At 61.7% G+C, this 23,620-nt stretch carries 27 protein-coding genes and 3 pseudogenes; 17 read left to right on the top strand and 13 right to left on the bottom strand.

What is annotated here, in order from left to right:
* Positions 1–35 precede the first annotated feature (35 nt).
* Positions 36–455 (bottom strand): TM2 domain-containing protein, encoded by a 420-nt coding sequence (locus tag ACRESH_RS06410; RefSeq protein ID WP_431741173.1) that lies wholly within the window; start codon positions 453–455, stop codon positions 36–38.
* 155 nt (positions 456–610) lie between these two features.
* Here ACRESH_RS06410 and ACRESH_RS06405 point away from each other — a divergent pair.
* A pseudogene (locus tag ACRESH_RS06405) lies at positions 611–728 on the top strand (peptidase P60); the annotation flags it as partial.
* Between the two features lie 74 nt (positions 729–802).
* Positions 803–1,231, top strand: a pseudogene (locus ACRESH_RS06400) (C40 family peptidase); the annotation flags it as partial.
* Here ACRESH_RS06400 and ACRESH_RS06395 read toward each other — a convergent pair.
* Positions 1,228–2,256 carry a type IV pilus twitching motility protein PilT gene (locus tag ACRESH_RS06395; protein WP_431741172.1) on the bottom strand — a complete coding sequence of 343 codons (1,029 nt, stop codon included), beginning with the start codon at positions 2,254–2,256 and terminating at the stop codon, positions 1,228–1,230. The pseudogene ACRESH_RS06400 and the gene ACRESH_RS06395 sit on opposite strands and share 4 nt — an antisense overlap.
* A gap of 66 nt (positions 2,257–2,322) precedes the next feature.
* On the opposite strand from ACRESH_RS06395, the gene ACRESH_RS06390 reads away from it, so the two are divergent.
* From ACRESH_RS06390 to ACRESH_RS06350, 9 genes are all read left to right on the top strand, one after another.
* On the top strand, positions 2,323–3,009 hold the full coding sequence (locus ACRESH_RS06390; RefSeq protein WP_431741171.1) for a YggS family pyridoxal phosphate-dependent enzyme: 687 nt from the start codon (positions 2,323–2,325) through the stop codon (positions 3,007–3,009).
* A gap of 37 nt (positions 3,010–3,046) precedes the next feature.
* The gene (gene proC / locus ACRESH_RS06385; protein WP_431741170.1) at positions 3,047–3,865 is read left to right on the top strand and encodes a pyrroline-5-carboxylate reductase; all 819 of its coding nucleotides are present in this window, start codon (positions 3,047–3,049) and stop codon (positions 3,863–3,865) included.
* Positions 3,866–3,875: 10 nt separating this feature from the next.
* Positions 3,876–4,466: a YggT family protein gene (locus ACRESH_RS06380; RefSeq protein ID WP_431741169.1), complete on the top strand. Its 591-nt coding sequence runs from the start codon at positions 3,876–3,878 to the stop codon at positions 4,464–4,466.
* Positions 4,467–4,567: 101 nt separating this feature from the next.
* Positions 4,568–5,707: a homoserine O-succinyltransferase MetX gene (metX, locus tag ACRESH_RS06375; RefSeq protein ID WP_431741168.1), complete on the top strand. Its 1,140-nt coding sequence runs from the start codon at positions 4,568–4,570 to the stop codon at positions 5,705–5,707.
* 7 nt (positions 5,708–5,714) lie between these two features.
* Positions 5,715–6,335, top strand: coding sequence for a methionine biosynthesis protein MetW (gene metW / locus ACRESH_RS06370; protein WP_431741167.1), 621 nt, complete (start codon positions 5,715–5,717; stop codon positions 6,333–6,335).
* A gap of 24 nt (positions 6,336–6,359) precedes the next feature.
* Entirely contained in the window at positions 6,360–6,794 is a 435-nt protein-coding gene (locus ACRESH_RS06365; RefSeq protein ID WP_431741166.1) for a DUF4426 domain-containing protein, read from the top strand.
* Complete coding sequence (rdgB, locus tag ACRESH_RS06360) at positions 6,791–7,387, top strand: RdgB/HAM1 family non-canonical purine NTP pyrophosphatase (RefSeq protein ID WP_431741165.1); 597 nt, start codon at positions 6,791–6,793, stop codon at positions 7,385–7,387. The genes ACRESH_RS06365 and rdgB overlap by 4 nt, the downstream gene beginning before the upstream one ends.
* On the top strand, positions 7,384–8,598 hold the full coding sequence (gene hemW, locus ACRESH_RS06355; protein ID WP_431741164.1) for a radical SAM family heme chaperone HemW: 1,215 nt from the start codon (positions 7,384–7,386) through the stop codon (positions 8,596–8,598). The genes rdgB and hemW overlap by 4 nt, the downstream gene beginning before the upstream one ends.
* A gap of 9 nt (positions 8,599–8,607) precedes the next feature.
* Positions 8,608–8,931: a DUF3392 domain-containing protein gene (locus ACRESH_RS06350; protein ID WP_045181683.1), complete on the top strand. Its 324-nt coding sequence runs from the start codon at positions 8,608–8,610 to the stop codon at positions 8,929–8,931.
* An 84-nt stretch (positions 8,932–9,015) separates the two neighbouring features.
* On the opposite strand, the gene trmB is transcribed toward ACRESH_RS06350, so the two are convergent.
* The 4 genes from trmB to ACRESH_RS06330 all read right to left on the bottom strand — a co-directional run bounded on the left by trmB (position 9,016) and on the right by ACRESH_RS06330 (position 11,264).
* Positions 9,016–9,738 carry a tRNA (guanosine(46)-N7)-methyltransferase TrmB gene (gene trmB / locus ACRESH_RS06345; RefSeq protein WP_431741163.1) on the bottom strand — a complete coding sequence of 241 codons (723 nt, stop codon included), beginning with the start codon at positions 9,736–9,738 and terminating at the stop codon, positions 9,016–9,018.
* Between the two features lie 9 nt (positions 9,739–9,747).
* Positions 9,748–10,542, bottom strand: a complete 795-nt coding sequence (locus tag ACRESH_RS06340; RefSeq protein WP_038615579.1) for a thiazole synthase — start codon at positions 10,540–10,542, stop codon at positions 9,748–9,750.
* 48 nt (positions 10,543–10,590) lie between these two features.
* Positions 10,591–10,791 carry a sulfur carrier protein ThiS gene (gene thiS, locus ACRESH_RS06335; protein ID WP_038617011.1) on the bottom strand — a complete coding sequence of 67 codons (201 nt, stop codon included), beginning with the start codon at positions 10,789–10,791 and terminating at the stop codon, positions 10,591–10,593.
* Between the two features lie 101 nt (positions 10,792–10,892).
* On the bottom strand, positions 10,893–11,264 hold the full coding sequence (locus ACRESH_RS06330) for a DUF423 domain-containing protein (protein WP_431741162.1): 372 nt from the start codon (positions 11,262–11,264) through the stop codon (positions 10,893–10,895).
* A gap of 33 nt (positions 11,265–11,297) precedes the next feature.
* Between ACRESH_RS06330 and mtgA the strand changes: the two are divergent.
* Positions 11,298–12,055, top strand: a pseudogene (gene mtgA, locus ACRESH_RS06325) (monofunctional biosynthetic peptidoglycan transglycosylase).
* Between the two features lie 63 nt (positions 12,056–12,118).
* Here the strand turns inward: mtgA and ACRESH_RS06320 are convergent.
* The 5 genes from ACRESH_RS06320 to ftsY all read right to left on the bottom strand — a co-directional run bounded on the left by ACRESH_RS06320 (position 12,119) and on the right by ftsY (position 16,916).
* Positions 12,119–12,628, bottom strand: a complete 510-nt coding sequence (locus tag ACRESH_RS06320; protein ID WP_431741161.1) for a DUF1993 domain-containing protein — start codon at positions 12,626–12,628, stop codon at positions 12,119–12,121.
* A gap of 139 nt (positions 12,629–12,767) precedes the next feature.
* The gene (gene rpoH / locus ACRESH_RS06315; RefSeq protein ID WP_038615587.1) at positions 12,768–13,622 is read right to left on the bottom strand and encodes an RNA polymerase sigma factor RpoH; all 855 of its coding nucleotides are present in this window, start codon (positions 13,620–13,622) and stop codon (positions 12,768–12,770) included.
* A gap of 113 nt (positions 13,623–13,735) precedes the next feature.
* Positions 13,736–14,764: a permease-like cell division protein FtsX gene (gene ftsX / locus ACRESH_RS06310; protein WP_431741160.1), complete on the bottom strand. Its 1,029-nt coding sequence runs from the start codon at positions 14,762–14,764 to the stop codon at positions 13,736–13,738.
* Positions 14,761–15,432 carry a cell division ATP-binding protein FtsE gene (ftsE, locus tag ACRESH_RS06305; RefSeq protein WP_038615591.1) on the bottom strand — a complete coding sequence of 224 codons (672 nt, stop codon included), beginning with the start codon at positions 15,430–15,432 and terminating at the stop codon, positions 14,761–14,763. The genes ftsX and ftsE overlap by 4 nt, the downstream gene beginning before the upstream one ends.
* On the bottom strand, positions 15,429–16,916 hold the full coding sequence (gene ftsY, locus ACRESH_RS06300) for a signal recognition particle-docking protein FtsY (protein ID WP_431741159.1): 1,488 nt from the start codon (positions 16,914–16,916) through the stop codon (positions 15,429–15,431). The genes ftsE and ftsY overlap by 4 nt, the downstream gene beginning before the upstream one ends.
* A 230-nt stretch (positions 16,917–17,146) precedes the next feature.
* Between ftsY and ACRESH_RS06295 the strand changes: the two genes are divergently transcribed.
* The 5 genes from ACRESH_RS06295 (at position 17,147) to ACRESH_RS06275 (ending at position 21,961) form a co-directional block, all read left to right on the top strand.
* Positions 17,147–18,502, top strand: a complete 1,356-nt coding sequence (locus ACRESH_RS06295) for a M16 family metallopeptidase (RefSeq protein WP_431741158.1) — start codon at positions 17,147–17,149, stop codon at positions 18,500–18,502.
* Positions 18,495–19,994: a M16 family metallopeptidase gene (locus tag ACRESH_RS06290; protein WP_431741157.1), complete on the top strand. Its 1,500-nt coding sequence runs from the start codon at positions 18,495–18,497 to the stop codon at positions 19,992–19,994. The genes ACRESH_RS06295 and ACRESH_RS06290 overlap by 8 nt, the downstream gene beginning before the upstream one ends.
* Positions 19,994–20,587, top strand: coding sequence for a 16S rRNA (guanine(966)-N(2))-methyltransferase RsmD (gene rsmD / locus ACRESH_RS06285; protein ID WP_431741156.1), 594 nt, complete (start codon positions 19,994–19,996; stop codon positions 20,585–20,587). Before ACRESH_RS06290 ends, rsmD begins: the two co-directional genes overlap by 1 nt.
* Before the next feature lie 66 nt (positions 20,588–20,653).
* Positions 20,654–20,902: a hypothetical protein gene (locus ACRESH_RS06280; protein ID WP_431741155.1), complete on the top strand. Its 249-nt coding sequence runs from the start codon at positions 20,654–20,656 to the stop codon at positions 20,900–20,902.
* A 66-nt stretch (positions 20,903–20,968) separates the two neighbouring features.
* Complete coding sequence (locus ACRESH_RS06275) at positions 20,969–21,961, top strand: hydrolase (protein WP_431741154.1); 993 nt, start codon at positions 20,969–20,971, stop codon at positions 21,959–21,961.
* Between the two features lie 23 nt (positions 21,962–21,984).
* On the opposite strand, the gene ACRESH_RS06270 is transcribed toward ACRESH_RS06275, so the two are convergent.
* Complete coding sequence (locus tag ACRESH_RS06270; protein ID WP_431741153.1) at positions 21,985–22,839, bottom strand: sulfurtransferase; 855 nt, start codon at positions 22,837–22,839, stop codon at positions 21,985–21,987.
* 39 nt (positions 22,840–22,878) lie between these two features.
* Positions 22,879–23,544 carry a TetR/AcrR family transcriptional regulator gene (locus ACRESH_RS06265; protein WP_431741152.1) on the bottom strand — a complete coding sequence of 222 codons (666 nt, stop codon included), beginning with the start codon at positions 23,542–23,544 and terminating at the stop codon, positions 22,879–22,881.
* Positions 23,545–23,620: the final 76 nt, after the last annotated feature.

Here is a 23,620-nt window from a genome sequence, read left to right as displayed (position 1 = left end):
CGGCGGCCTTATCGTCAACGACAAGGCCGCCGCTTTCAACGCCGCTGGGCGTTGGCCAGCGACACCTGGGTGTTCAACGTCCAGAAGTCATACAAGACCCCCACCAGAAACAGCCCGCCCGTGAACAGATAGAGGATCCCGGTGATCCATTTGCCCTGGTACATGCGGTGCACACCGAATATGCCGAGGAAGGTCAGCAGAATCCAGCTCAGGCTGTAGTCCAGGGGGCCGGCGTGGAAACGCAGGTCAGCCTCGCGGTCCATGGCCGGAATCAGGAACAGGTCGATCAGCCAGCCGATGCCCAGCAGGCCCAGGGTAAAGAACCAGATCGTGCCGGTGACCGGCTTGCCGTAATAGAAACGGTGCGCCCCGGTGAAGCCGAAAATCCACAGCAGATAGCCGATCACCTTGCTGTGAGTGTCCTGCAGCTGCCCATCCTGTTGATAACTGTTCATTCATAGCCTCTGAGGGTTATCGATAAATTTTCTAAGAAAAAATGTGACTTTTTTGTGTTCGGTCGACGTATGGCAGTGTGCCAATCGACCAACGGATCAAAAAATGATCAAAAAGCTGTTATAAAGTTGCGCGCTAACCAACTAGAGCCTTGCCTATGCGTCCTTTTTTCAAGACATGGCTGACCCTTTGCCTATTATTGCCACTGGCCGCCCACGCCACCAACCGTGAGCAACGTCTACCCAACGGTTTTTCCGGGTACACCACAAATACAGCCGCCGTTCGCTCCAGCAAGAACGTCAGCACCAAGATCCAGCACCGCACCCGCTCCAGCAAGCCAAGCCTGCCGGTCGCGTCGATGTCGCCCCAGCAGAGCAGCGATGTGCTCAGCCGTGCCGTTAATGTACTGGGCACGCCATATCGCTGGGGTGGCAGCAGCCCGAGCAAAGGCTTCGACTGCAGCGGCCTGGTCAAGTACGCCTTCAACGACATCGACGAAATTGACCTGCCGCGCACCTCCAATGCCATGGCCCAAGGTCACGGCGTGAAAGTCGATCGCAACGACCTCAAGCCAGGCGACCTGATCTTCTTCAACATCAAGAGCCGTCGGGTCAACCATGTTGCCATCTACCTGGGTAACGATCGCTTCATCCATGCCCCACGCACGGGCAAGCGGGTCAGTATCGACACGCTGAACAAACCCTACTGGCGCAGCCGCTATGTGGTTGCCAAGCGCGTCCTGCCGAAAAGCCAGCAACTGGCCCTGGCCCAGCGCTAAAGCCACTCATGCGCCCGCACACGGGCGCCATCAGGGCTGATCAATCCGCGCATCGCCAGGCCCTGCAGGCAACTGTCCAGGGTCTGCATGCCCAGTGCAGCGCCCATTTGCATGGTTGAATACAGCTGCGCCACCTTGCCCTCACGCACCAGGTTTCTTACCGCTGGCGTGGCCAGCAGAATCTCATGCGCCGCCACCCGGCCACCGCCCACCTTTTCGACCAGCACCTGCGACACCACCGCTTGCAGGGCTTCGGCCAGCATGGCACGCACCAGCTGCTTTTCTTCAGCGGCAAAAACATCCACCAGACGGTCGATGGTTTTTGCCGCCGACCCTGCGTGCACCGTTGCCAGCACCAAGTGCCCGGTTTCAGCTGCGGTCAGGGCCAGGCGGATGGTCTGCGCATCGCGCAGCTCACCGAGCATGATCACATCCGGGTCCTGCCGCAGGGCGCCGCGCAAAGCCTGGGCAAAGCCACGGCTATGCCTGCCGATTTCACGCTGGCTGATCAGGCTGCGTTGAGGGCTGTGGATAAATTCGATGGGGTCCTCAAGGGTGATGATGTGCAGCTGCCGCTCACGGTTCAGATGATCAAGCAAGGCAGCCAGAGTGGTGGACTTGCCGGAGCCGGTGGGCCCGGCAACCAGCACCAACCCCGCAGGCAACTCGGCAATCTGCCGGAACACACTGCCCAAGCCCAGCTCGGCAAGGCTGCTCACCTGGCTCGGAATCACCCGCAGCACTGCCGCCGGCCCTCTGCGCTGGGTGAATGCATTTACCCGAAAACGTGCCATCTCAGGCACGGCGACGGAGAAATCGATTTCCAGAAGTGTTTCGAAATCCTTCTTCTGCGCCTCAGACATCAGCGCCCCTAACAACTCAAGCACCTGTTCAGTGCTCAGCGCCGGCAGATCCAGACGGCACATTCGTCCATCCACGCGTAGGGCCGGCACCTCTGCCGCCGCCAGGTGCAGGTCCGAGGCCCCGGCCCTTGTCGCCAGGGCCAGCAGTTCAGTCACATCCATGAGACTCCCCAAAGGCTGCCAAGCAGGTAGAATGCCGCAGACCCAAAGAGCCGCTGGCATCGATCAATGTCCACCATAGCAGACAACCTTTCCACGCTCGCCGCACGCATCGGTGCTGCCGCTGAGGCCGCTGGACGCTCGCCGTCCGACATCCGCCTGCTGGCGGTGAGCAAGACCAAACCCGCCGCTGCCGTGCGTGAAGCCTTTGCCGCCGGGGTTCGCGATGTCGGCGAAAACTACCTGCAGGAAGCCTTGAACAAACAAGGCGAATTGACCGACCTGCCCTTGACCTGGCACTTCATAGGCCCCATTCAGTCGAACAAGACTCGCGCCATCGCCGAGCATTTCGACTGGGTACATTCCGTGGACCGCCTGAAAATCGCCCAACGTCTGTCCGAACAACGCCCCGAGGGCCTCGAAGCGCTGAACATTTGCCTGCAGGTGAATGTCAGCGGCGAGGCCAGCAAGTCCGGCTGCACGCCCGAAGCGCTACCGGCGCTGGCCACTGCCATCGCCGCGCTACCACGCCTTCGGCTGCGCGGGCTGATGGCGATTCCCGAGCCGAGCGACGATCGCGCCGCTCAGGAAGCCGCCTTTGCCCGGGTTCGCGAACTGCAAGCCAGCCTCGGCCTGGACTTGGATACCCTTTCCATGGGCATGAGCCACGACCTGGAAGCGGCGATTGCCCAGGGCGCGACCTGGGTCCGTATCGGCACCGCGCTGTTCGGCGCCCGCGACTACGGCCAGCCCTGACCCATGCCTTTTTCAACTTCCCCCTAAAGGACCTGACATGAGCAAGACTCGTATTGCCTTTATCGGCGCCGGCAACATGGCTGCCAGCCTGATCGGCGGCCTGCGCGCCCAGGGCCTGGACGCCTCGCAGATCCGCGCCAGTGACCCAGGTGCCGAGCAGCGGGCAAAAATCCACGCCGAGCACGGTATTGAACTGTTCGCCGACAACGCCCAGGCCGTCGAAGGTGCCGACGTTGTGGTGCTGGCGGTCAAGCCCCAGGCGATGAAAGCCGTGTGCGAAGCGCTCAAGCCCAGCCTCAAGCCCGGGCAACTGGTGGTTTCTATTGCAGCCGGGATCACCTGCGCCAGCATGAATAACTGGCTCGGTGCGCAACCGATCGTACGCTGCATGCCCAACACCCCGGCGCTGCTGCGCCAAGGTGTGAGCGGCCTGTACGCCACCAGCGGAGTCACCGCGGCACAGCGTCAGCAGGCCGAACAACTGCTGTCGGCCGTGGGTATTGCCTTGTGGCTGGACACCGAACAACAGCTCGACGCGGTCACCGCCGTCTCCGGCAGCGGGCCTGCGTACTTCTTCCTGTTGATCGAAGCCATGACCGCCGCAGGCGAAAAGCTTGGGCTGCCACGGGAAACCGCGGCCAAACTGACCCTGCAAACCGCCCTGGGCGCTGCGCACATGGCCGTCAGCAGCGACGTCGACGCCGCCGAACTGCGTCGCCGCGTCACTTCCCCTGCCGGCACCACTGAAGCGGCGATCAAGTCGTTCCAGGCCGATGGATTCGAAGCGCTGGTGGAAAAAGCGCTGAGCGCTGCCGCGCACCGCTCGGCCGAGATGGCCGAACAACTGGGCAACTAAGGAGCCGAACATGATCGGATTGAACACCGCTGCCATCTACATCCTGCAAACCCTGGGCAGCCTTTACCTGCTGGTCATCATGCTGCGTTTCATCCTGCAGCTGGTTCGGGCCGACTTCTACAACCCGCTCAGCCAGTTTGCCGTGCGTGCCACCCAGCCGCTGCTCAAGCCAATGCGCCGGATCGTTCCGAGCCTGTTCGGCCTGGATATGTCTTCGCTGCTGCTGGCGATCCTCGTCCAGTTGCTGATCATGGCTCTGACCCTGCTGCTGGCCTACGGCACCACCGGTAATCCGCTGCAATTGCTGGTCTGGTCGATGATTGGCGTTACCGCGCTGTTCCTGAAGATCTTCTTCTTCGCCCTGATCATCAGTGTGATCCTCTCCTGGGTCGCCCCGGGCAGCCACAACCCCGGCGCCGAGCTGATCAACCAGATCTGCGATCCGTTCCTCGCGCCGTTCCGCCGTATCCTGCCAAATCTGGGTGGCCTGGATATCTCGCCAATCCTGGCGTTCATAGCCTTGAAGCTGATCGACATGCTGGTGATCAATAACCTGGCGGCGATGACCGGGATGCCGGAAATGCTGCGTTTGCTGGTTTGATCTATCGCGGGGCAAGCCGAGTCGTCGCACCGCGATGCGCTCCTTGCCCCCCACCCCCGTGGTCTTTAGACTTACGCCTCATTTAAGCGTGAGCAGGGTCGATGTCCACTGTCTTTCCCGAAGATTCGGTCGGTCTGGTAACACCGCAACTGGCACAGTTCAACGAACCATTGGCCCTGGCCTGCGGTCGCTCGCTGGCCACCTATGAACTGATCTACGAAACCTACGGCACCCTCAACAGCGCGGCCAGCAACGCCGTGCTGATCTGCCATGCGTTGTCCGGCCACCACCATGCGGCGGGCTATCACAGCCCCGACGACCGCAAGCCGGGCTGGTGGGACAGTTGCATCGGCCCGGGCAAGCCAATCGACACCAACCGCTTCTTCGTGGTCAGCTTGAACAACCTCGGCGGTTGCAACGGCAGCACCGGCCCCAGCAGCGTCAATCCGGTGACTGGCAAGCCCTACGGCGCCGACTTTCCGGTGTTGACCGTGGAAGACTGGGTGCACAGCCAAGCCCGCCTGGCCGACCACCTGGGTATCGCGCAGTGGGCCGCCGTCATCGGTGGCAGCCTCGGCGGTATGCAGGCGCTGCAGTGGACCATCACCTACCCTGATCGCGTACGTCACTGCCTGGACATCGCTTCGGCACCCAAGCTCTCGGCACAGAACATCGCCTTCAACGAGGTGGCCCGTCAGGCCATCCTCACCGACCCGGAGTTCCACGGCGGTTCATTCCAGAACCAGGGCGTGATCCCCAAGCGCGGCCTGATGCTGGCGCGCATGGTCGGGCACATTACCTACCTGTCCGATGACTCCATGGGCGAGAAATTCGGCCGCGAGCTGAAAAGCGACAAGCTCAACTACGACTTCCACAGCGTCGAGTTCCAGGTCGAAAGCTACCTGCGCTATCAGGGCGAGGAGTTCTCCGGCCGCTTCGACGCCAACACCTACCTGCTGATGACCAAGGCGCTGGACTACTTCGACCCAGCCGCTGCCCACCGCGGCGATCTGGCGGCGACCCTGGCCAATGTCACGGCGGACTACTGTGTGATGTCCTTCACCACCGACTGGCGCTTCTCGCCAGCGCGCTCGCGGGAGATCGTCGACGCCCTGATCGCCGCGCGCAAGAACGTCTGCTACCTGGATATCGACTCGCCCTATGGCCACGATGCCTTCCTGATCCCGACCCCGCGCTACATAACGGGTTTCACGAACTACATGAACCGCATCGTCTGTTGAGGAACCTATGAGAGCCGACCTGGAAATCATCCAAGACTGGATCCCCGCCGGCAGCCGGGTACTCGACCTCGGTTGCGGTACCGGCGAACTGCTGGCGTCGCTGCGCGACCACAAGCAGGTCAGCGGCTATGGCCTGGAAATCGACCCGGACAACATCGCCGAATGCGTGGCCAAGGGCGTCAACGTCATCGAGCAGGATCTGGACAAGGGCCTGGGAAATTTCGCCAGCAACAGTTTCGACGTGGTGGTCATGACCCAGGCCCTGCAAGCCGTGGAATACCCGGACCGGATCCTCGACGAAATGCTGCGCGTCGGTCGCCAGTGCATCATCACCTTCCCCAACTTCGGCCACTGGCGTTGCCGCTGGTACCTGGCGACCAAAGGCCGCATGCCGGTCTCGGACTTCATGCCGTATACCTGGTACAACACGCCGAACATTCACTTCTGCACCTTTGAAGACTTCGAGGCGCTGTGCAGCGAACGTCGCGCCCAGGTCCTCGACCGTCTGGCGGTCGACCATTTGCACCGCCACGGGTGGGCGAGCAAGCTATGGCCTAATCTTCTAGGGGAGATCGGCATTTACCGTGTCAACAGCCCCGGCCTGACCGAACACAAGGTCGCGGTTTAACCCGCACACTGGAGGAGAACGATCATGGGTCGCTTGTTGAGCTTTTTACTGACTGCCTGCCTGAGCCTGACAGCAGTTGCCGCCGATGCCATCAAGGGCGAGCGCCAGGAAGTCTTCGGGGATACCACGGTGCACTACAGCACCTTCATCTCGACCTTCCTGCAGCCGGATATCGCCAAAGCTGCCGAGCTGGTTCGCAGCAAGAACCAGGGCGTGATCAACGTGTCGGTGATCAAGGCCGGCAAGCCGGTGGTCACCCAGGTCAGCGGCAGCATCAAAGACCTCACCAGCAATTCGATCCCGCTGAAGTTCAAGCAGATCAACGAACAAGGCGCGGTCTACTACATCGCCCAGTTCCCTGTGGAACAACAGGAAATGCGTACCTTCACGATCAACGTTGATACTGGCGGCAAAACCGAAACCATCCGTTTCAACCAAGAACTTTTTCCAGGCGAATGATGACTTTTCAGCAAATCGTATTGGCCAGCCACAACGCCGGCAAACTCAAGGAACTGCAGGCTATGCTCGGTGATACCGTGCAACTGCGCTCCATTGGCGAATTCAGCAGCGTCGAGCCGGAAGAAACCGGCCTGTCGTTCGTCGAGAACGCCATCCTCAAGGCACGCAATGCCGCACGCATATCCGGCATGCCGGCGCTGGCCGACGACTCCGGCCTGGCCGTGGACTTCCTGGGTGGCGCACCAGGCATCTACTCGGCACGCTACGCCGACGGCAAGGGCGATGCGGCCAACAACGCCAAGCTGCTTGATGTGCTCAAAGACGTCCCGCAGGAGCAACGTGGCGCTCAGTTCGTCTGCGTCCTGGCGCTGGTCCGGCATGCCGACGATCCGCTGCCGATCCTCTGCGAAGGGCTCTGGCATGGCCGCATCCTGACCGAGGCCAGCGGTGCGCATGGCTTTGGCTACGACCCGCTGTTCTGGGTGCCGGAGCGTAATTGCTCGAGCGCCGAACTGAGTCCTGGCGACAAGAACCAGATCAGCCACCGTGCCCGTGCCATGAGCCTGCTGCGTCAACGTCTGGGCCTGGCATGACCGATCATTCGCCGGCACAGCCACTGCATCTGGGCGAGGCTGGCTTTACTTCCCAAGCACCACGGGCGGCCTTGGCGCAGCTGCCGCCCCTGGCGCTGTACATCCATATCCCCTGGTGCGTGCGCAAATGCCCGTACTGCGACTTCAACTCCCACGCCGCCACGCCTGAGTTGCCGGAAGAAGCCTACGTCGATGCCCTGCTCGCGGACCTCGACCAGGAATTGGGCGCGGTCTACGGTCGGCCGATCAGCTCGATCTTCTTCGGCGGCGGAACCCCCAGCCTGTTCAGCGCCCGCGCTTTGGGCCGCCTGTTGGTGGGTGTGGAGCAACGCATCCCGTTTGCCAGCGATATCGAAATCACCCTGGAAGCCAACCCCGGGACTTTCGAACAAGAGAAGTTCAAGGCTTACCGACAGCTGGGCATCAATCGCCTGTCAATCGGCATTCAGAGCTTCCAACAGGCCAAGCTCGAAGCGCTGGGCCGCATCCATAACGGTGACGAAGCCATTCGCGCCGCCGACATGGCGCGCAACGCCGGGTTCGATAATTTCAATCTGGACCTGATGCACGGCTTGCCCGATCAGTCGCTGGATGATGCCCTGGGCGACCTGCGCCAAGCCATCGCGCTGAATCCCACGCACCTGTCCTGGTACCAACTGACCCTGGAACCGAACACGGTGTTCTGGAACCAGCCACCGCTGCTGCCCGAAGACGACATCCTCTGGGACATCCAGGAGGCCGGCCAAGCCCTGATGGCCAGCCACGGCTATACCCAGTACGAAGTCTCAGCCTACGCCCAGCCCGGTCGTGTTGCACGGCACAACCTCAACTACTGGAGTTTTGGCGACTTCATCGGCATCGGGGCTGGCGCCCACGGCAAACTCAGCCACCCCGATGGCCGCATCCTGCGCACCTGGAAGACGCGTCTGCCCAAGGACTACCTGAACCCGGCCAAGGCCTTCAAGGCCGGCGAAAAGCTGTTGCCAGTGGATGAACTGCCGTTCGAGTTCCTGATGAACGCCCTGCGCCTGACCCAGGGCGTGGACGCCGAGCTGTTCAGCCAGCGCACGGGGTTGGCGCTGGAGCTACTGACTGCCGCGCGGCGTGAATCCGAACAAAAAGGCCTTTTGCAGGTCGAAACGACGCGACTGGTCGCCACCCCGCGAGGCCAGTTGTTCCTCAACGACCTGCTGCAGTATTTCTTGACCTAAGGATTGCGAATGGACTTGGTACTCGACCTGCTTTCGACCGTTTCCCGCTGGAGTCGCAGCAACCTGTCGGAGATCGCACTGGCGCTCGTGGGCTGCTTGCTGGTGCTGTTCGGCACCGACATCAAAGGCTGGGTAGAGCAACGCCTGGGCGGCCTGGCAGGCGCCTTGCGCGTGCCCTTCATGGCCTTGCTGGTGATGATCGGCAGTGGTGCGGCGTTGATCTATGCCACGCCGTGGGTCGTGAAAGGCCTGGCGCAGTTCAACAACTATGCGTTGGCGCCGGTGTTGCTGATTGTGCTGGTGTTGATTGGCGTAGTCGCGGACCGACGCTAAATCGCATCGCCGGCTCCTACAAGGTTCAGCACAACACTGTAGGAGCCGGCCCTGCCGGCGATCGACCGCAAAGCGGTCGCAGATTTACGCCAGTTTTTCGAACTTCAGATCCCACACCCCATGCCCAAGTCGCTCGCCACGGCGTTCGAACTTGGTGATCGGGCGTTCGGCCGGACGCTCTACGCACTTGCCGTCAGTTGCCAAGTTGCGGTAACCCGGGGCGACATTCATCACTTCCAGCATATATTCGGCATAGGGCTCCCAGTCGGTAGCCATATGGAATACACCGCCGACCTTGAGCTTGCTGCGCACCAGCTCAGCAAACTCAGGCTGGACGATACGACGCTTGTGGTGACGGCTCTTGTGCCACGGATCAGGGAAGAACAGCATCAGCCGATCGAGGCTGTTATCAGCCACGCACTTGTTCAGCACTTCGATCGCATCACAGTCGTACACCCGCAGGTTCTTCAGGCCCTGGGTCAGCACGCCGTTGAGCAGCGCACCGACACCCGGACGGTGCACTTCGACACCGATAAAGTCCTGCTCCGGCGCAGCAGCGGCCATTTCCAGCAGGGAATGACCCATGCCGAAACCGATCTCCAGGGTACGCGGCGCCGAACGGCCGAAGACCTGGTCGTAGTCCACCGGGCTATCGGCCAGCGGCAGAATGAACAGTGGCCCACCCTGCTCCAGACCACGTTGCTGGCCTTCGGTCATGCGCCCGGCACGCATCACGAAACTCTTGATGCGGCGGTGTTGGCGCTCTTCGCCTTCGGTGGAGATCGGCGTTTCTTGCGATTCAGTCATCAGGGGCTCTTACTTGATCAGACCATCCAGCGGCGACGAGGCGCTGGCATAGAGTTTTTTCGGCATACGCCCGGCGAGGTAGGCCAGACGACCGGCGACGATGGCGTGTTTCATGGCTTCGGCCATCATGATCGGCTGCTGGGCATTGGCAATGGCCGAGTTCATCAGCACCGCCTCACAGCCCATTTCCATGGCGATGGTGGCGTCCGAAGCGGTGCCAACACCGGCATCGACCAGCACCGGCACTTTCGATTCTTCAAGGATGATCTGCAGGTTGTACGGGTTGCAGATGCCCAAGCCCGTACCAATCAGGCCAGCCAGCGGCATCACCGCGATACAACCGGCTTCGGCCAGCTGACGGGCAATGATCGGGTCATCACTGGTGTAGACCATCACGTCGAAACCGTCCTTGACCAGCACTTCGGCGGCCTTGAGGGTTTCGATCACGTTGGGGAACAGGGTTTTCTGGTCGGCCAGCACTTCCAGCTTGACCAGGTTGTGGCCATCGAGCAGTTCACGGGCCAGGCGGCAGGTACGCACGGCTTCGACCGCGTCATAGCAGCCTGCAGTGTTCGGCAGGATGGTGTAGCGATCCGGCGGCAGCACATCGAGCAGGTTCGGTTCGCCCGGGTTCTGGCCAATGTTGGTACGACGCACGGCAACGGTGACGATCTCGGCACCCGAGGCTTCGATGGCCAGGCGGGTTTCTTCAAGGTCACGGTATTTACCGGTGCCGACCAGCAGGCGCGACTGGAAGGTACGGCCGGCCAGGGTGAAGGGCTTGTCGCTGCGAAGGTTGCTCATCGGAAATCCTCTGAAAGGTTGAGGGACTTGCAAGGTAATCCTGGGGCTCTAGCCGCCGCCGATGGCATGCACGACTTCGACCTGATCGCCTTCACACAGCGCCGTGGCTGCGTGCTGGCTACGTGGCACGATATCCAGGTTGAGCTCTACCGCGACGCGGCGCCCGACAAGGTCCAGGCGGGTCAGCAGGGCCTCGACGCTTTCGCCATCGGGCAACTCGAAGGGTTCACCGTTCAATTGAATGCGCATGCGCACGGCCACCATTATTTTTAGGGGTCCGCATTCTAGCCCCGATCAGGTGCTGCGACCAAGGCCAAGCATCGCCATTCGTCTCGATTCGGACCGCCGAGTCAACCCAGGCGCCAGGCGGCGAGCCCCAGACACAACCAGCCGCCGAGAAAGGCTAAGCCGCCGATCGGGGTGATTATGCCCAGTTTGCCGATACCGCTGAGGGTCAACAGGTACAGGCTGCCGGAGAACAGCACGATACCCAAGGCGAACAAGCCGCCGGCCCAACTCACCAGACGCCCGGGCAACTGGGTGGCCAGTACGGCAACGCCGAGCAAGGCCAGAGCATGCACCAGTTGATAGGTCACCCCGGTATGGAAGATCGCCAGGTATTCGCTGCTCAGACGGCCCTTCAAGCCGTGTGCGGCAAAGGCACCCAGGGCGACCCCGGTGAAGCCGAAAAAGGCCGCGAGCAAGAGAAAACTACGCAACATGAGGCGACTCCTAGTCATCACAGGGTCTGTATAATGGCCCGCTCATTCGGTTCGGCCAAGCCATCTCTATGTTGTCGTCCATTATCCGCCGTCTTACCCGCGCCCTGCTCTGGTTCGCCGCTGGCAGCGCTTTGCTGGTGCTGGTGCTGCGCTGGGTACCGCCGCCGGGCACGGCGCTGATGGTCGAACGCAAGGTCGAATCCTGGTTCAACGGCCAGCCGATTGACCTGCAGCGCGACTGGGAGCCTTGGGAGCGCATCTCCGATGAGCTCAAGGTGGCGGTCATTGCCGGTGAAGACCAGAAATTCGCCAATCACTGGGGCTTCGACTTCATCGCCATCCAGGCTGCCCTGGCGCACAACGAACGCGGCGGCAGCATTCGCGGTGCCAGCACCCTGAGCCAGCAAGTGGCCAAGAATCAGTTTCTCTGGGCGGGACGCAGTTGGTTGCGCAAGGGCCTCGAAGTCTGGTTCACCGCCCTGATTGAACTGCTCTGGTCCAAGGAACGGATACTTGAGGTGTACCTCAACAGTGCCGAATGGGGCGAAGGCGTGTTCGGTGCCCAGGCAGCGGCGCAACACCATTTCGGTGTCGATGCCAGCCGCCTGAGCCGTCAGCAGGCCAGCCTGCTGGCGGCGGTGCTACCGAGCCCGCTCAACTGGAGCGCCAGCCGCCCCAGCAGCTACGTGGCACGGCGTGCCGGCTGGATTCGTCAGCAGATGCGCCAGTTGGGGGGCGATGGCTACCTCGCGCAGCTGGACAGCCCGCGCAAGGCCCCCTGGAACCAATAAAAAACCCGGCAAAGCGCACACCTTGCCGGGTTTTTATTGTTTGCTGATTACTGGGTAAACGCCTTAGAACGCGCCCATGTAGTCACGTTTGCCCACTTCCACACCATTGTGACGCAGGATTGCGTAAGTGGTGGTGACGTGGAAGAAGAACTGCGGCAGGCCGTAGGTCAGCAAATAGGCCTGGCCACTGAAGCGCTTCTCTTTCGGCGTGCCCGGACGGGTCACGATTTCGATGCCTTCCTTGCCATCGATCTGCGCCGGCGCAACGCCGTCCAGGAAAGCCAGAACCTTACTGATCAACGCTTGCAGTTCAGCAAAGGTGGTTTCGCTGTCATCGTATTTCGGCAACTCGACCTCAGCCAGGCGCGCCGATACACCCTTGGCGAAATCAACAGCGATCTGCACCTGGCGAACCAGTGGAAACATGTCCGGATACAGGCGAGCCTGCAGGAAGACGTTCGGATCAATGTTTTTCGCCGTGGCGTGAGCTTCGGCCTTGTTCAGGACCTCACTCAAGGCGTTGAGCATTTGCTTGAAAACAGGAACAGAAGCGGCGTACAAGGAAATGGTCATAACAGTCTCGACATGGGTGGCGGAAAAAGTGACGGGGCCAACGTGGCGCGATTATAGACCTGCGCTGCCGCCTGAAAGACCTGGCACCATAAAAAAGCCCCGACACGTCGGGGCTTTTTGTTTATTGCCGTATCGCGACTCAGATTGCGATCAAGGCTTTCACCTTGTTCATCGCATTCTTCTCCAGCTGACGAATCCGCTCGGCGGATACGCTGTATTTCTCGGCCAGGTCGTGAAGCGTGGCCTTTTCCTCGGCCAGCCAGCGCTGGTAGAGGATGTCACGGCTACGGTCGTCCAGGCCCTGCAGGGCTTCATGCAGGTTGCTGGTGGAGTTGTCGCTCCAATCAGCATCTTCGAGCTGAAGCGCCGGGTCGTAACGATGGTCTTCCAGGTAGTTGGCCGGCGACTGGAAAGCGCTGTCGTCGTCAGCTTCGGACGCGGGGTCGAAGGCCATGTCCTGACCGGTCAGGCGACTCTCCATCTCGCGCACTTCTCGCGGCTCTACGCCCAGGCTTTCGGCAACACGATGCACCTCATCGTTGTTCAGCCAGGCCAGACGTTTCTTCTGGCTGCGCAGGTTGAAGAACAGCTTGCGCTGGGCCTTGGTGGTAGCAACTTTGACAATGCGCCAGTTGCGCAGGATGAACTCGTGAATCTCGGCCTTGATCCAGTGCACGGCAAAGGACACCAGACGCACACCCATTTCCGGGTTGAAACGCTTGACCGCTTTCATCAGGCCAACATTGCCTTCCTGAATCAGGTCAGCCTGGGCCAGCCCGTAGCCGGAATAGCTGCGAGCGATATGTACGACAAACCGCAGGTGGGCGAGCACCATCTGCCGAGCCGCCTCAAGATTCTGCTCATAGTAGAGACTCTCGGCCAGTTCACGCTCCTGCTCCGGCGTCAGCAATGGAATGCTGTTGACCGTGTGCACATAGGCTTCCAGGTTTGCGCCGGGAACCAGGGCATAGGCAGGTTGCAACGAAGTGGTCATACGAAAAAACCTCCGACTCACTAAACTCGTGCCCGCAGGCACTGCCAACATTGACCGGGAACCGCGAAACAAGTTCCCTGAAAATAAAAAGAGTCAATAGCAGCAAAAAAACACTATCGCGGTGCAAGCTCACTCAAGTGACGGGCGACCGCAATCCAAGCACCGATATACCCTAACAGCACCGCACCAAGCAAGAGCGACAGACCATCAGCAGACGGAACCCCGGCCAGGGCAAAATCACTGCCATACAGCCCAGAAAGCCCGATTACCGCGTCATTCAGCCAATTAAGGCCAAACGCCAGCACTCCCCAGGCCAGCACACCCGCACCCAAGCCGTACAAGGCGCCCATGTACAGGAAAGGCCGCCGCACATAGCTATCGGTGCCGCCTACCAGCTTGATCACTTCGATCTCGGTACGGCGGTTCTCGATGTGCAGGCGAATTGTGTTACCAATTACCAAAAGCAGCGCCGATACCAGCAAAACGGTCAGGCCGAAGACAAAGCGGTCACCCAGCTTGAGGATTGCCGCCAAACGCTCGACCCACACCAGATCCAGCTGTGCCGCCTCCACCTTGGGCAACTCCGCAAGGCGCTGGCGCAAGGCTTCGAGGGCCGGTTTGTCGACTTGCGCCGGGGTTACCACGACCACACCGGGCAGCGGGTTTTCCGGCAACTCGCGCAGTGCATCACCCAGGCCGGACTGCTGCTGGAATTCTTCCAGTGCCTTCTCGCGACTGACGTACTCGGCCTCGGCCACGCCCGGCAAGCCCTTGATCTGCTCGCGCAGGGCTTCACCGTCGCGGCTATTGGCATCGAGCTTGAGGTACAGGGATATCTGCGCCGCACGCTGCCACGAACCACCCAGACGCTCGACGTTGCTCAGTAACAGCGACAGGCCCATGGGCAAGCTCAGGGCCACGGCCATCACCAGGCAGGTGAAAAAGCTGCCAATCGGCTGCTTGGCCAGGCGGCGCAAGCTGTCGATCAGGCTTGAACGGTGGCTTTCCAGCCAGGCATGCAACAGGGTGCGGAAATCCGGACCATCGTCGTCATGACTGCTACGTTTGTTTTTTTCAAGTGCAGGATCGGCGGCCTTCGGCGCTACCCGCTCGGAAACCTTGGGACTGCGTGTCGCACTCATTGCCCGGCCTCCCCGTCGCCGATCAAGCGGCCGCGCTGCAGCGTCAGCATGCGATGGCGCATACGCGCGATCAGTGCCAGGTCGTGACTGGCGATCAGCACGCTGGTGCCCAGGCGGTTGATATCTTCGAATACCCCCATGATCTCCGCGGCCAGGCGCGGGTCGAGGTTACCGGTGGGTTCATCTGCCAACAGCAAGGCCGGGCGGTGAACGATGGCGCGCGCAATACCGACGCGTTGTTGCTGGCCGGTGGACAGGTCGCCAGGAAACAGCTCGGCTTTATCGGACAAGGCTACACGCTCGAGCGCCGAGTCGACGCGCTTGGCCACCTCGGCCTTGGACAGACCGAGAATCTGCAACGGCAACGCAACGTTGTTGAACACGGTACGGTCGAACAGCAGTTGGTGATTCTGGAACACCACGCCGATCTGCCGACGCAGGAAAGGAATCTGCGCGTTGCTGATCTGCCCCAGGTCCTGCCCGGCCAGCAGCAGTTTGCCACTGGTCGGCCGTTCCATGGCCAGCAGCAGGCGCAGCAAAGTACTTTTACCCGCGCCGGAATGACCGGTGACGAACAGGAATTCGCCCCGACGCACCCGAAAACTCAACTCATGCAGGCCTACGTGACCATTGGGGTAGCGCTTGGCGACCTGTTCGAATCGAATCATGGATGCTCCCGCTCGGCAAACAGTGCTTTCACGAAGGGTTCGGCCTCGAAGGGACGCAGATCGTCGATGCCTTCGCCCACGCCAATATAGCGGATCGGCAGGCCGAACTGCTTGGCCAGGGCGAAGATCACCCCACCCTTGGCGGTGCCATCAAGCTTGGTCAGGGCGAGGCCGGTGAGTTCAACGCTCTGGTTGAAGTGCTTGGCCTGGTTGATCGCGTTCTGTCCGGTGCCGGCGTCCAGCACCAGCAGAACCTCATGCGGCGCGTCGGCATCGAGTTTGCCAATGACCCGACGGACCTTCTTCAACTCTTCCATCAGGTTGTCTTTGGTGTGCAGGCGACCGGCGGTATCGGCGATCAGCACATCGATACCACGCGCCTTGGCGGCCTGGACGGCGTCGAAGATCACCGAAGCGGAGTCGGCACCAGTGTGCTGGGCGATGACCGGAATCTGGTTGCGCTCGCCCCAGACCTGTAATTGCTCGACGGCCGCGGCACGGAAGGTGTCACCGGCGGCGAGCATGACTTTCTTGCCTTCAAGCTGGAGCTTTTTCGCCAGTTTGCCGATGGTGGTGGTCTTGCCGGCACCGTTGACGCCGACGACCAGGATCACAAAAGGTTTGCCCTGAGCCTGGATGCGCAGGGGCTGCTCGACCGGCTTGAGCAGGTCGGCCAGCTCGCCTTGCAGGGACTTGAACAGGGCATCGCTGTCGGCCAACTGCTTGCGCGCGACTTTCTGGGTCAGGCTCTGGACAATCACCGACGTGGCTTCGACACCAACGTCGGCGGTCAGCAGTCGGGTCTCGATCTCGTCGAGCAGATCGTCGTCGATGGCTTTCTTGCCCAGGAACAGGCTGGCCATGCCCTCGCCGATGCTGGCGCTGGTCTTCGACAAGCCCTGCTTGAGGCGGGCGAAGAAGCCGCCCTTGCTCTCGTCGCTGCGAGCCTGGGCAGGCGCCTCGACAGGCGTGGACTCTACGACAACAGGCGCGACGGGGACAACGGTGACCACTGGAGCCACTGGAGCCACTGGAGCAGGCTCGGGCGCAACGATCGGTTCAGGCTGGGCAACAACCGGCGCCGGCTCTACCACAGGCGCAGCGACAGGTGCCGGACGCTCCGGGATCGGCGGTGGTGTGTGTGGCTCAAGGTCCGCCACCAGGGCAACCGGCTCTTCAGGAACAGGCAGGACCAAGCCGACGGGCGGCGCTGGTGGTGCCTCGACCGCAACCACCGGTGGCGCGACGTAAACAGGCTCCGGCGCGACGGCAGGGGCTGGTACAGACGCAAGTGCGCCATCGATTGGCGCTGGGGCGGCCGGCGCTTCGCTGGTCAGCGCCGCAGGCTGCTCCGACTCAATCGGTACAGGGGCTTGTGGCTGCTCGGCAACAGGTTGCTGCGGCTTTTTGCGCAGCCAGCCGAACAGGCCTTTCTTTTCACCAGCCGCAGCCGGCGTCTTTTTGTCGTCGTTGGAACCAAACATGGAAGACGGCTATCTCAGGGTAGCGATGCGCCACTGTGGCGCTTCGAAAATTCTTTTAACGCAGAACAGACTACTTTTATTCCGGCTCGTTCATGCGCAGCATTTTGTCTTGAGGCCTGCGGGTCAGATCCACGACAGGCATGGTCGTCAGGCAACCGGATCAGTATCCTAGCACCTCCTAGCCCGCTGACGCTAAGACCATGCGGGCAGTCCTACAGGTTAAACAACGTATGAATGCTCTAGCCCGCCGCGCCGCTGGCCTGTTGCTCAGCACAGTTTGTCTGCCGTTCGCGGCCTTTGCCGCCGATCCGCAACCCACCCACGAGTTCATTCTCGACAACGGTTTGAAAGTAGTCGTGCGCGAGGACCACCGGGCGCCGGTGGTGGTTTCGCAGATCTGGTACAAGGTCGGCTCCACCTATGAGTCCCCAGGCCAGACGGGCCTTTCCCACGCGTTGGAACACATGATGTTCAAGGGCAGCGAGAAACTCGGGCCCGGCGAAGCCTCGCGCATCCTGCGTGACCTGGGTGCCGAAGAGAATGCCTTCACCAGCGATGACTACACCGCTTATTACCAGGTGCTGGCCCGCGACCGCCTACCAGTGGCCCTGGAGCTGGAAGCTGATCGCATGAGCAGCCTGCGCCTGCCAGCCGACGAGTTCAGCCGCGAGATCGAGGTGATCAAGGAAGAGCGCCGCCTGCGCACCGACGATCAACCCAACGCCAAGGCGTTCGAGCTGTTCAGCGCCATGGCCTTTCCGGCCAGCAGCTACCGCACCCCGACCATCGGCTGGATGGCTGACCTGGACCGCATGAAGGTCGAAGAGCTGCGCCACTGGTACGAGTCCTGGTACACGCCGAACAACGCCACCCTGGTGGTGGTCGGTGACGTCACCGTCGACGAGGTCAAAGGCCTGGCCCAGCGCTTCTTTGGTGCCATCCCCAAACGCGCGGTCCCACCGGCCAAGCTGCCGCTGGAACTGGCCGAGCCTGGTTTGCGCGAGACCACCCTGCATGTACGCACCCAGCTGCCGAGCCTGATCTACGGCTTCAACGTCCCGGGCCTGGCCACCGCCAAGGACCCGCGTACCGTGCACGCCCTGCGTCTGATCTCGGCACTACTGGATGGCGGCTACAGCGCCCGCCTGCCGAGCCGGCTTGAGCGCGGCCAGGAGCTGGTCTCCGGCGCCTCGTCCAACTACAACCCGTTCACCCGCGGCGACAGCCTGTTCCTGATCTCGGCCACGCCGAACCAACAGAAGAACAAGACCCTGGCCGACGTTGAAAGCGGCATCTGGAAGCTGCTTGACGAACTCAAGACCACCCCGCCTTCGGCTGAAGAGCTGGAGCGCGTACGCGCCCAGGTGATCGCCGGCCTGGTCTACGATCGCGACTCGATCAGCAGCCAGGCCACCGCCATCGGTATGCTGGAGACCGTGGGCCTGTCCTGGAAGCTGATCGACAGCGAACTCGACGAACTGAAAAACGTGACCCCGGCCGACATCCAGAACGCTGCGCGTACCTACTTCACCCGCGAACGCCTGAGCGTTGCCCATGTACTGCCCGAGGAGAACGCTCATGAGTGAACGCAGCGCACCCCGCTACACCCTGATCGGTCTCGGCATCCTACTGTTGATCGGCGCGTTGGCGTTTTTCCTGGCCAAGCCCGCCCAGTCGGATAACGCCGCACAACCTGCCAACAGCACCGCGGCCAAGCCGGCCAACTCCCTGCAGACGCTGGCGGAACTGGACGGCAAGGCGCCCAGCCGCCGACAACTGAACATCCAGACCTGGAACACCGCTGAAGGCGCCAAGGTACTGTTCGTCGAAGCCCGCGAGCTGCCGATGTTCGACCTGCGCCTGACCTTCGCCGCCGGCAGCAGCCAGGACGGTGACGCCCCGGGCCTGGCGACCCTGACCAACGCCATGCTCAACGAAGGCGTGGCTGGCAAGGACGTCACGGCCATTGCCGAAGGCTTCGAAGGCCTGGGCGCAGACTTTGGCAACGGTGCCTACCGCGATATGGCCGTGGCCACGCTGCGCAGCCTGGGCGCGGCGGACAAACGAGAGCCAGCGCTGAAGCTGTTCGCCGAGGTAGTGGGCAAGCCGACCTTCCCGCAGGATGCCCTTGAGCGCATCAAGAACCAGCTGCAGGCCGGTTTCGAGTACCAGAAGCAGAACCCGGGCAAGCTGGCCAGCATCGCGCTGTTCGAGAAGCTGTATGGCAGTCACCCTTATGCCCATCCAAGTGATGGCGATGCCAAGAGCATCCCACCGATCACCCTGGAGCAACTGCGTGCCTTCCATGCCAGGGCCTATGCCGCTGGCAATACCGTCATCGCTCTGGTGGGCGACCTGAGCCGCAGTGAAGCTGAAGCTATTGCTTCTCAGGTCTCGGCCGCCCTGCCCAAAGGCCCGGCGCTGGCCAAGCCGCCTCAGCCTGCCGAGCCAAAACCTGGCACCACGCACATCGACTTCCCGTCCAAGCAAACCCACCTGATGCTGGCTCAGCTGGGCATCGATCGCAATGACCCGGACTATGCGGCACTGTCGCTGGGCAACCAGATCCTCGGTGGTGGTACCTTTGGTACCCGCCTGATGAGCGAAGTACGCGAGAAGCGCGGCCTGACCTACGGCGTATACTCGGTGTTCAGCCCGATGCAGGTGCGTGGCCCGTTCATGATCAACCTGCAGACCCGTGCCGAGCTCAGCGAAGGCACCCTCAAGCTGGTCCAGGACATCCTCGCCGATTACCTCAAGACCGGTCCGAGCCAGCAGGAACTGGATGATGCCAAACGCGAGCTGGCAGGCAGCTTTCCGCTGTCCAACGCCAGCAATGCGAGCATCGTCGGCCAGTTGGGCGCCATTGGCTTCTACAACCTGCCGCTGACCTGGCTGGAAGACTACATGCAGCAATCCCAGGCGCTGACCACCGAACAGGTCAAGGCCGCCCTGAACAAGCACCTCGCCGCTGACAGGATGGTCATCGTCACCGCAGGTCCCAGCGTGCCGCAAAAACCCCTGCCGCCGCCCACTGACAAACCCGCCGAGCAACCGCTTGGTGTACCGGAGCATTAATGGCCAGTCCATCCGCAAAATCGGCCAAGCCACACAACGGCCAGGGCCAGCTGCGCATCATTGCCGGCGAATGGCGCAGCCGCCGCCTGAGCTTCCCTGACGCCCCCGGCCTGCGCCCCACGCCAGACCGGGTGCGCGAGACCCTGTTCAACTGGCTTGCCGCGCATATCGAAGGGGCCAAGGTACTCGACGCCTTTGCCGGTAGCGGTGCCTTGTACCTGGAAGCGCTGTCGCGTGGCGCGGCTGAGGCCGTGGCGCTGGACAGCAATCCGGCAGCCATTGCCAGCCTGCGGCAGAACCTGGAAACCCTGCGCTGCCCTCGCGGCCAGGTAATCCAGAGCGATGCCCAGCGTTACCTGCAAGGCGAGCCGAAGCTGGCCTTCGACCTGGTGTTCCTCGACCCGCCGTTCCACCAGGATCTGCTGCCAACCACCTGCGCCTTGCTCGAAGAGCACCAGTGGCTGGCCGCCAATGCCTGGGTCTACACCGAGAGCGAAACGCCGCCCTCGACCCTGCAGTTACCCGGCAACTGGCGCCTGCATCGGGAGAAAAAAGCCGGACAGGTGTACTACGCCCTCTGGCGACGCGGCTGAGCGGCAACGACGACCCTGCTACGGCGGGGTCGTCACACTGCGCAGGTCGAGGATCTGTCGCAGAAGTTGCGCGGCAGATACCTGCTGGGATCGGTAAGCAACCAGCAGATAAGCGGCATCCTGCGCACCATCGGTTTCAACCAGTTGCCGCTGGACAGCCGCCAGGTCTTTCTCGAGCAAGTACAAGCGCTGACCCTGGATCAGCTGAAGGCTGTGTTGAAAAAACACCTGAAGCCCGACAAGCTGGTGCAAATCAGTGTCGGCCCGTCGGTCGAACAGCAGGACCTGCCCGAAATCGCATCTGCAAACGGCTGACCCAGCCGGGCAAGTGTCGGTAACCGGACATACACTTGTCTGAAAGAAATCTGCGAGCACAGCACAATGTATCCCTCCACCCCCAGCCCTTTCAAACCCGCCCTGGGGCTGGGCAACCCGCATCTGCAGACACTGTGGGGGCCGCTGTGGCGTAAATCTGCAGCCCTGAGCCGGCAACGTGAACGCCTGTGGCTGGCCGATGGCGATTTTCTCGACCTTGACTGGCACGGCCCCCATGAAGCGACGACGCCGCTGGTGCTGGTGCTGCACGGGCTGACCGGCTCTTCCAACTCGCCCTATGTCATCGGCATGCAACAGGCCCTGGCTAACCGCGGCTGGGCCAGCGTAGCGCTGAACTGGCGCGGCTGCTCGGGCGAGCCGAACCTGCTGCCACGCAGCTATCACTCCGGCGCCAGCGAGGACCTCGCCGAAACTATCGACCACCTGCGCGCGCAACGCCCACAAGCACCGCTATTTGCCGTCGGTTACTCGCTGGGCGGCAACGTGCTGCTCAAGTACCTTGGCGAAGCGGGCTCGGTGAGTCAGTTGCAGGCGGCGGTGGCAGTATCGGTGCCGTTTCGCCTGGACCAGTGCGCCGACCGTATCGGCCTGGGTCTTTCCCGGGTCTATCAGGCACATTTCATGCGCGCCATGCTTTCCTATGTGAAGGAAAAGCAGCGGCACTTTCAGCATCACGGCCACCATGAAGGTCTCGCCGCACTTGAACGCCTCGGGCCACTGGAGAACCTGCGCACCTTCTGGGACTTCGACGGCAGAGTTACTGCACCGCTCAATGGCTTTGTCGATGCCAAGGACTATTACCGCCGGGCATCGAGCCGGTACTTTCTCGGCGAGAACCGAACAGCGACGCTGATTATCCACTCCAGCGATGATCCGTTCGTGTTCAGCCATAGCCTGCCTGCGGCCAATGAGCTCGCGCCGCAGACCACCTTCGAGTTGCACTCACGCGGTGGCCATGTCGGCTTTGTCGACGGCAGCGTGCGTGCGCCGGGGTACTACCTGGAAAGGCGAATTCCGCAGTGGCTGGCGGGGATTTGAGCTGACTTGCCCCGCGATGCTTTTCAGTCGCCCGTAGCCACCTGTCGCTGCGGATCGGTAATCCACTCGCTCCACGACCCCGCATACAACTTGCCCAGCGGATAGCCCGCCAGCGCCAAGGCAAACAGGTTATGACACGCCGTCACCCCGGAGCCGCAATAAGCCACCAGTTGCTCGGGCGAGCGCTTGCCCAACTTCTCGGCGAAACGCTGCTTGAGCTGATCAGCCGGTAGAAACCGCCCGTCAGCTCCCAGGTTATCGGTAAAGGCCGCACACTGCGCCCCAGGAATATGTCCGGCCACCGGGTCGATAGGCTCCACCTCACCACGAAAACGCGGCAGGCCACGGGCGTCGATCAGCGTCAGGTCAGGCCGCCCCAGACGCTCACCCAACTGTTTAGCGTCAAGCACCAACACAGCATCAGGCTCGCCACTGAAGGTGCCTTCACGTTTAACCGGCGCATCGAGACTCAATGGCAACGCTGCCGCGTGCCAGGCTTTGAGGCCACCATCCAGAATCGACACACCACTTCGCTTGCCGAGCCAGGCTAACAACCACCAGGCACGGGCGGCAAAGGCGCCCGGACCATCGTCGTAAAGGACGATTTCGCTGTCATTGTCGATGCCCCAGGCACGCAGCCGCTCGATCAGTTGCTGCGAATCGGGCAGTGGATGACGACCGGTCACGCCCTTGATGACCGGGCCGCTCAGGTCCCGCTCAAGGTCGGCAAAATGCGCACCGGCAATATGTCCCTCGGCATAACTGCGCTGGCCATAATCAATGTCTTCCAGGGCAAAACGGCAATCGAGAATCACCAGCGCCGGCGCCTCCAGGCGTTCGGCCAATTGCTGGGCGGTGATCAGTTGCGCGAGGGGCATGACAGTCTCCTGAACGATTGAACGGATAGGGCCTGGGCCTTATTGCTCCAGTGCCTGGTTGAGCGGAACGTAGAATTCCTGGCACAGGGCATCCACCGCCGGGCGGGCCTGTGCAGTAACAAAACCGAGCTCCAGGACCAGCACCTGATAGACACCACGCTTGAAGGCATCTTCACTCAAGTGCGCCGAGTTCTCCCGGGTGGTACAGAGAAACCGCACCCAGGAGGTCAGCACGATCCAGGCGTTGAGGGTCAGCGACTCGATCTGCACGGCGTCCATCTGCACCAACCCGGCCTCGACGAAACCTCGGTAAATGGCCTGTCCCTGGATCAGGCAACGCTGAGAGAAGCGCCGATAGCGGGCTGCCAGCTCCTTGTCACTGTCGAGCAGGTGCTCAAGGTCGCGATGCAGGAAGCGGTAGTCCCACATCGCCGCCAACAGTTCCTTGAGGTAGAAACGCTTGTCGTCTACGGTCGCGGCCCGATCTTGCGGCGGACGCAAGAAGCTCTCGACCTGCTCCTCGTACTGACTGAAGAGTACGGCAATGATTTCCTGCTTGTTGGCGAAGTGGTAGTACAGGTTGCCTGGGGAAATCTCCATATGAGCTGCAATGTGATTGGTGCTGACACTGCGCTCGCCCTGCTGGTTGAACAGTTCCAGACTGTTCTGCACGATGCGTTCGCGAGTCTTGATACGCGGGGCCATGATCAGCTCCAGATGCCGAGCTTTAATTGAATAGGTCCATCTTACGGTTTATCCGAATCCGGATGTACCTGCCTGT

The organism is Pseudomonas sp. (assembly GCF_050739775.1).
Classification (GTDB): Bacteria; Pseudomonadota; Gammaproteobacteria; order Pseudomonadales; family Pseudomonadaceae; genus Aquipseudomonas.
Note: the sequence above shows the minus strand (reverse complement) of the source record. Positions and strands in the feature narration are given on the sequence as shown.

Excerpts from the sequence above, each read along its gene's own strand:
- rdgB (WP_431741165.1), top strand. The coding sequence starts at position 6,791 with ATGATGACTTTTCAGCAAATCGTATTGGCCAGCCACAACGCCGGCAAA.
- ACRESH_RS06265 (WP_431741152.1), bottom strand. The coding sequence starts at position 23,544 with ATGGCCCCGCGTATCAAGACTCGCGAACGCATCGTGCAGAACAGTCTG.
- ACRESH_RS06340 (WP_038615579.1), bottom strand. The coding sequence starts at position 10,542 with ATGAGCAACCTTCGCAGCGACAAGCCCTTCACCCTGGCCGGCCGTACC.
- ACRESH_RS06395 (WP_431741172.1), bottom strand. The coding sequence starts at position 2,256 with ATGGATGTGACTGAACTGCTGGCCCTGGCGACAAGGGCCGGGGCCTCG.
- ftsE (WP_038615591.1), bottom strand. The coding sequence starts at position 15,432 with ATGATTCGATTCGAACAGGTCGCCAAGCGCTACCCCAATGGTCACGTA.
- ACRESH_RS06365 (WP_431741166.1), top strand. The coding sequence starts at position 6,360 with ATGGGTCGCTTGTTGAGCTTTTTACTGACTGCCTGCCTGAGCCTGACA.
- ACRESH_RS06380 (WP_431741169.1), top strand. The coding sequence starts at position 3,876 with ATGATCGGATTGAACACCGCTGCCATCTACATCCTGCAAACCCTGGGC.
- rpoH (WP_038615587.1), bottom strand. The coding sequence starts at position 13,622 with ATGACCACTTCGTTGCAACCTGCCTATGCCCTGGTTCCCGGCGCAAAC.
- ACRESH_RS06290 (WP_431741157.1), top strand. The coding sequence starts at position 18,495 with ATGAGTGAACGCAGCGCACCCCGCTACACCCTGATCGGTCTCGGCATC.
- ftsY (WP_431741159.1), bottom strand. The coding sequence starts at position 16,916 with ATGTTTGGTTCCAACGACGACAAAAAGACGCCGGCTGCGGCTGGTGAA.
- metX (WP_431741168.1), top strand. The coding sequence starts at position 4,568 with ATGTCCACTGTCTTTCCCGAAGATTCGGTCGGTCTGGTAACACCGCAA.
- ACRESH_RS06275 (WP_431741154.1), top strand. The coding sequence starts at position 20,969 with ATGTATCCCTCCACCCCCAGCCCTTTCAAACCCGCCCTGGGGCTGGGC.
- ACRESH_RS06295 (WP_431741158.1), top strand. The coding sequence starts at position 17,147 with ATGAATGCTCTAGCCCGCCGCGCCGCTGGCCTGTTGCTCAGCACAGTT.
- ftsX (WP_431741160.1), bottom strand. The coding sequence starts at position 14,764 with ATGAGTGCGACACGCAGTCCCAAGGTTTCCGAGCGGGTAGCGCCGAAG.
- ACRESH_RS06350 (WP_045181683.1), top strand. The coding sequence starts at position 8,608 with ATGGACTTGGTACTCGACCTGCTTTCGACCGTTTCCCGCTGGAGTCGC.
- metW (WP_431741167.1), top strand. The coding sequence starts at position 5,715 with ATGAGAGCCGACCTGGAAATCATCCAAGACTGGATCCCCGCCGGCAGC.
- ACRESH_RS06390 (WP_431741171.1), top strand. The coding sequence starts at position 2,323 with ATGTCCACCATAGCAGACAACCTTTCCACGCTCGCCGCACGCATCGGT.
- rsmD (WP_431741156.1), top strand. The coding sequence starts at position 19,994 with ATGGCCAGTCCATCCGCAAAATCGGCCAAGCCACACAACGGCCAGGGC.
- ACRESH_RS06330 (WP_431741162.1), bottom strand. The coding sequence starts at position 11,264 with ATGTTGCGTAGTTTTCTCTTGCTCGCGGCCTTTTTCGGCTTCACCGGG.
- hemW (WP_431741164.1), top strand. The coding sequence starts at position 7,384 with ATGACCGATCATTCGCCGGCACAGCCACTGCATCTGGGCGAGGCTGGC.
- ACRESH_RS06410 (WP_431741173.1), bottom strand. The coding sequence starts at position 455 with ATGAACAGTTATCAACAGGATGGGCAGCTGCAGGACACTCACAGCAAG.
- ACRESH_RS06270 (WP_431741153.1), bottom strand. The coding sequence starts at position 22,839 with ATGCCCCTCGCGCAACTGATCACCGCCCAGCAATTGGCCGAACGCCTG.
- proC (WP_431741170.1), top strand. The coding sequence starts at position 3,047 with ATGAGCAAGACTCGTATTGCCTTTATCGGCGCCGGCAACATGGCTGCC.
- thiS (WP_038617011.1), bottom strand. The coding sequence starts at position 10,791 with ATGCGCATTCAATTGAACGGTGAACCCTTCGAGTTGCCCGATGGCGAA.
- ACRESH_RS06320 (WP_431741161.1), bottom strand. The coding sequence starts at position 12,628 with ATGACCATTTCCTTGTACGCCGCTTCTGTTCCTGTTTTCAAGCAAATG.
- trmB (WP_431741163.1), bottom strand. The coding sequence starts at position 9,738 with ATGACTGAATCGCAAGAAACGCCGATCTCCACCGAAGGCGAAGAGCGC.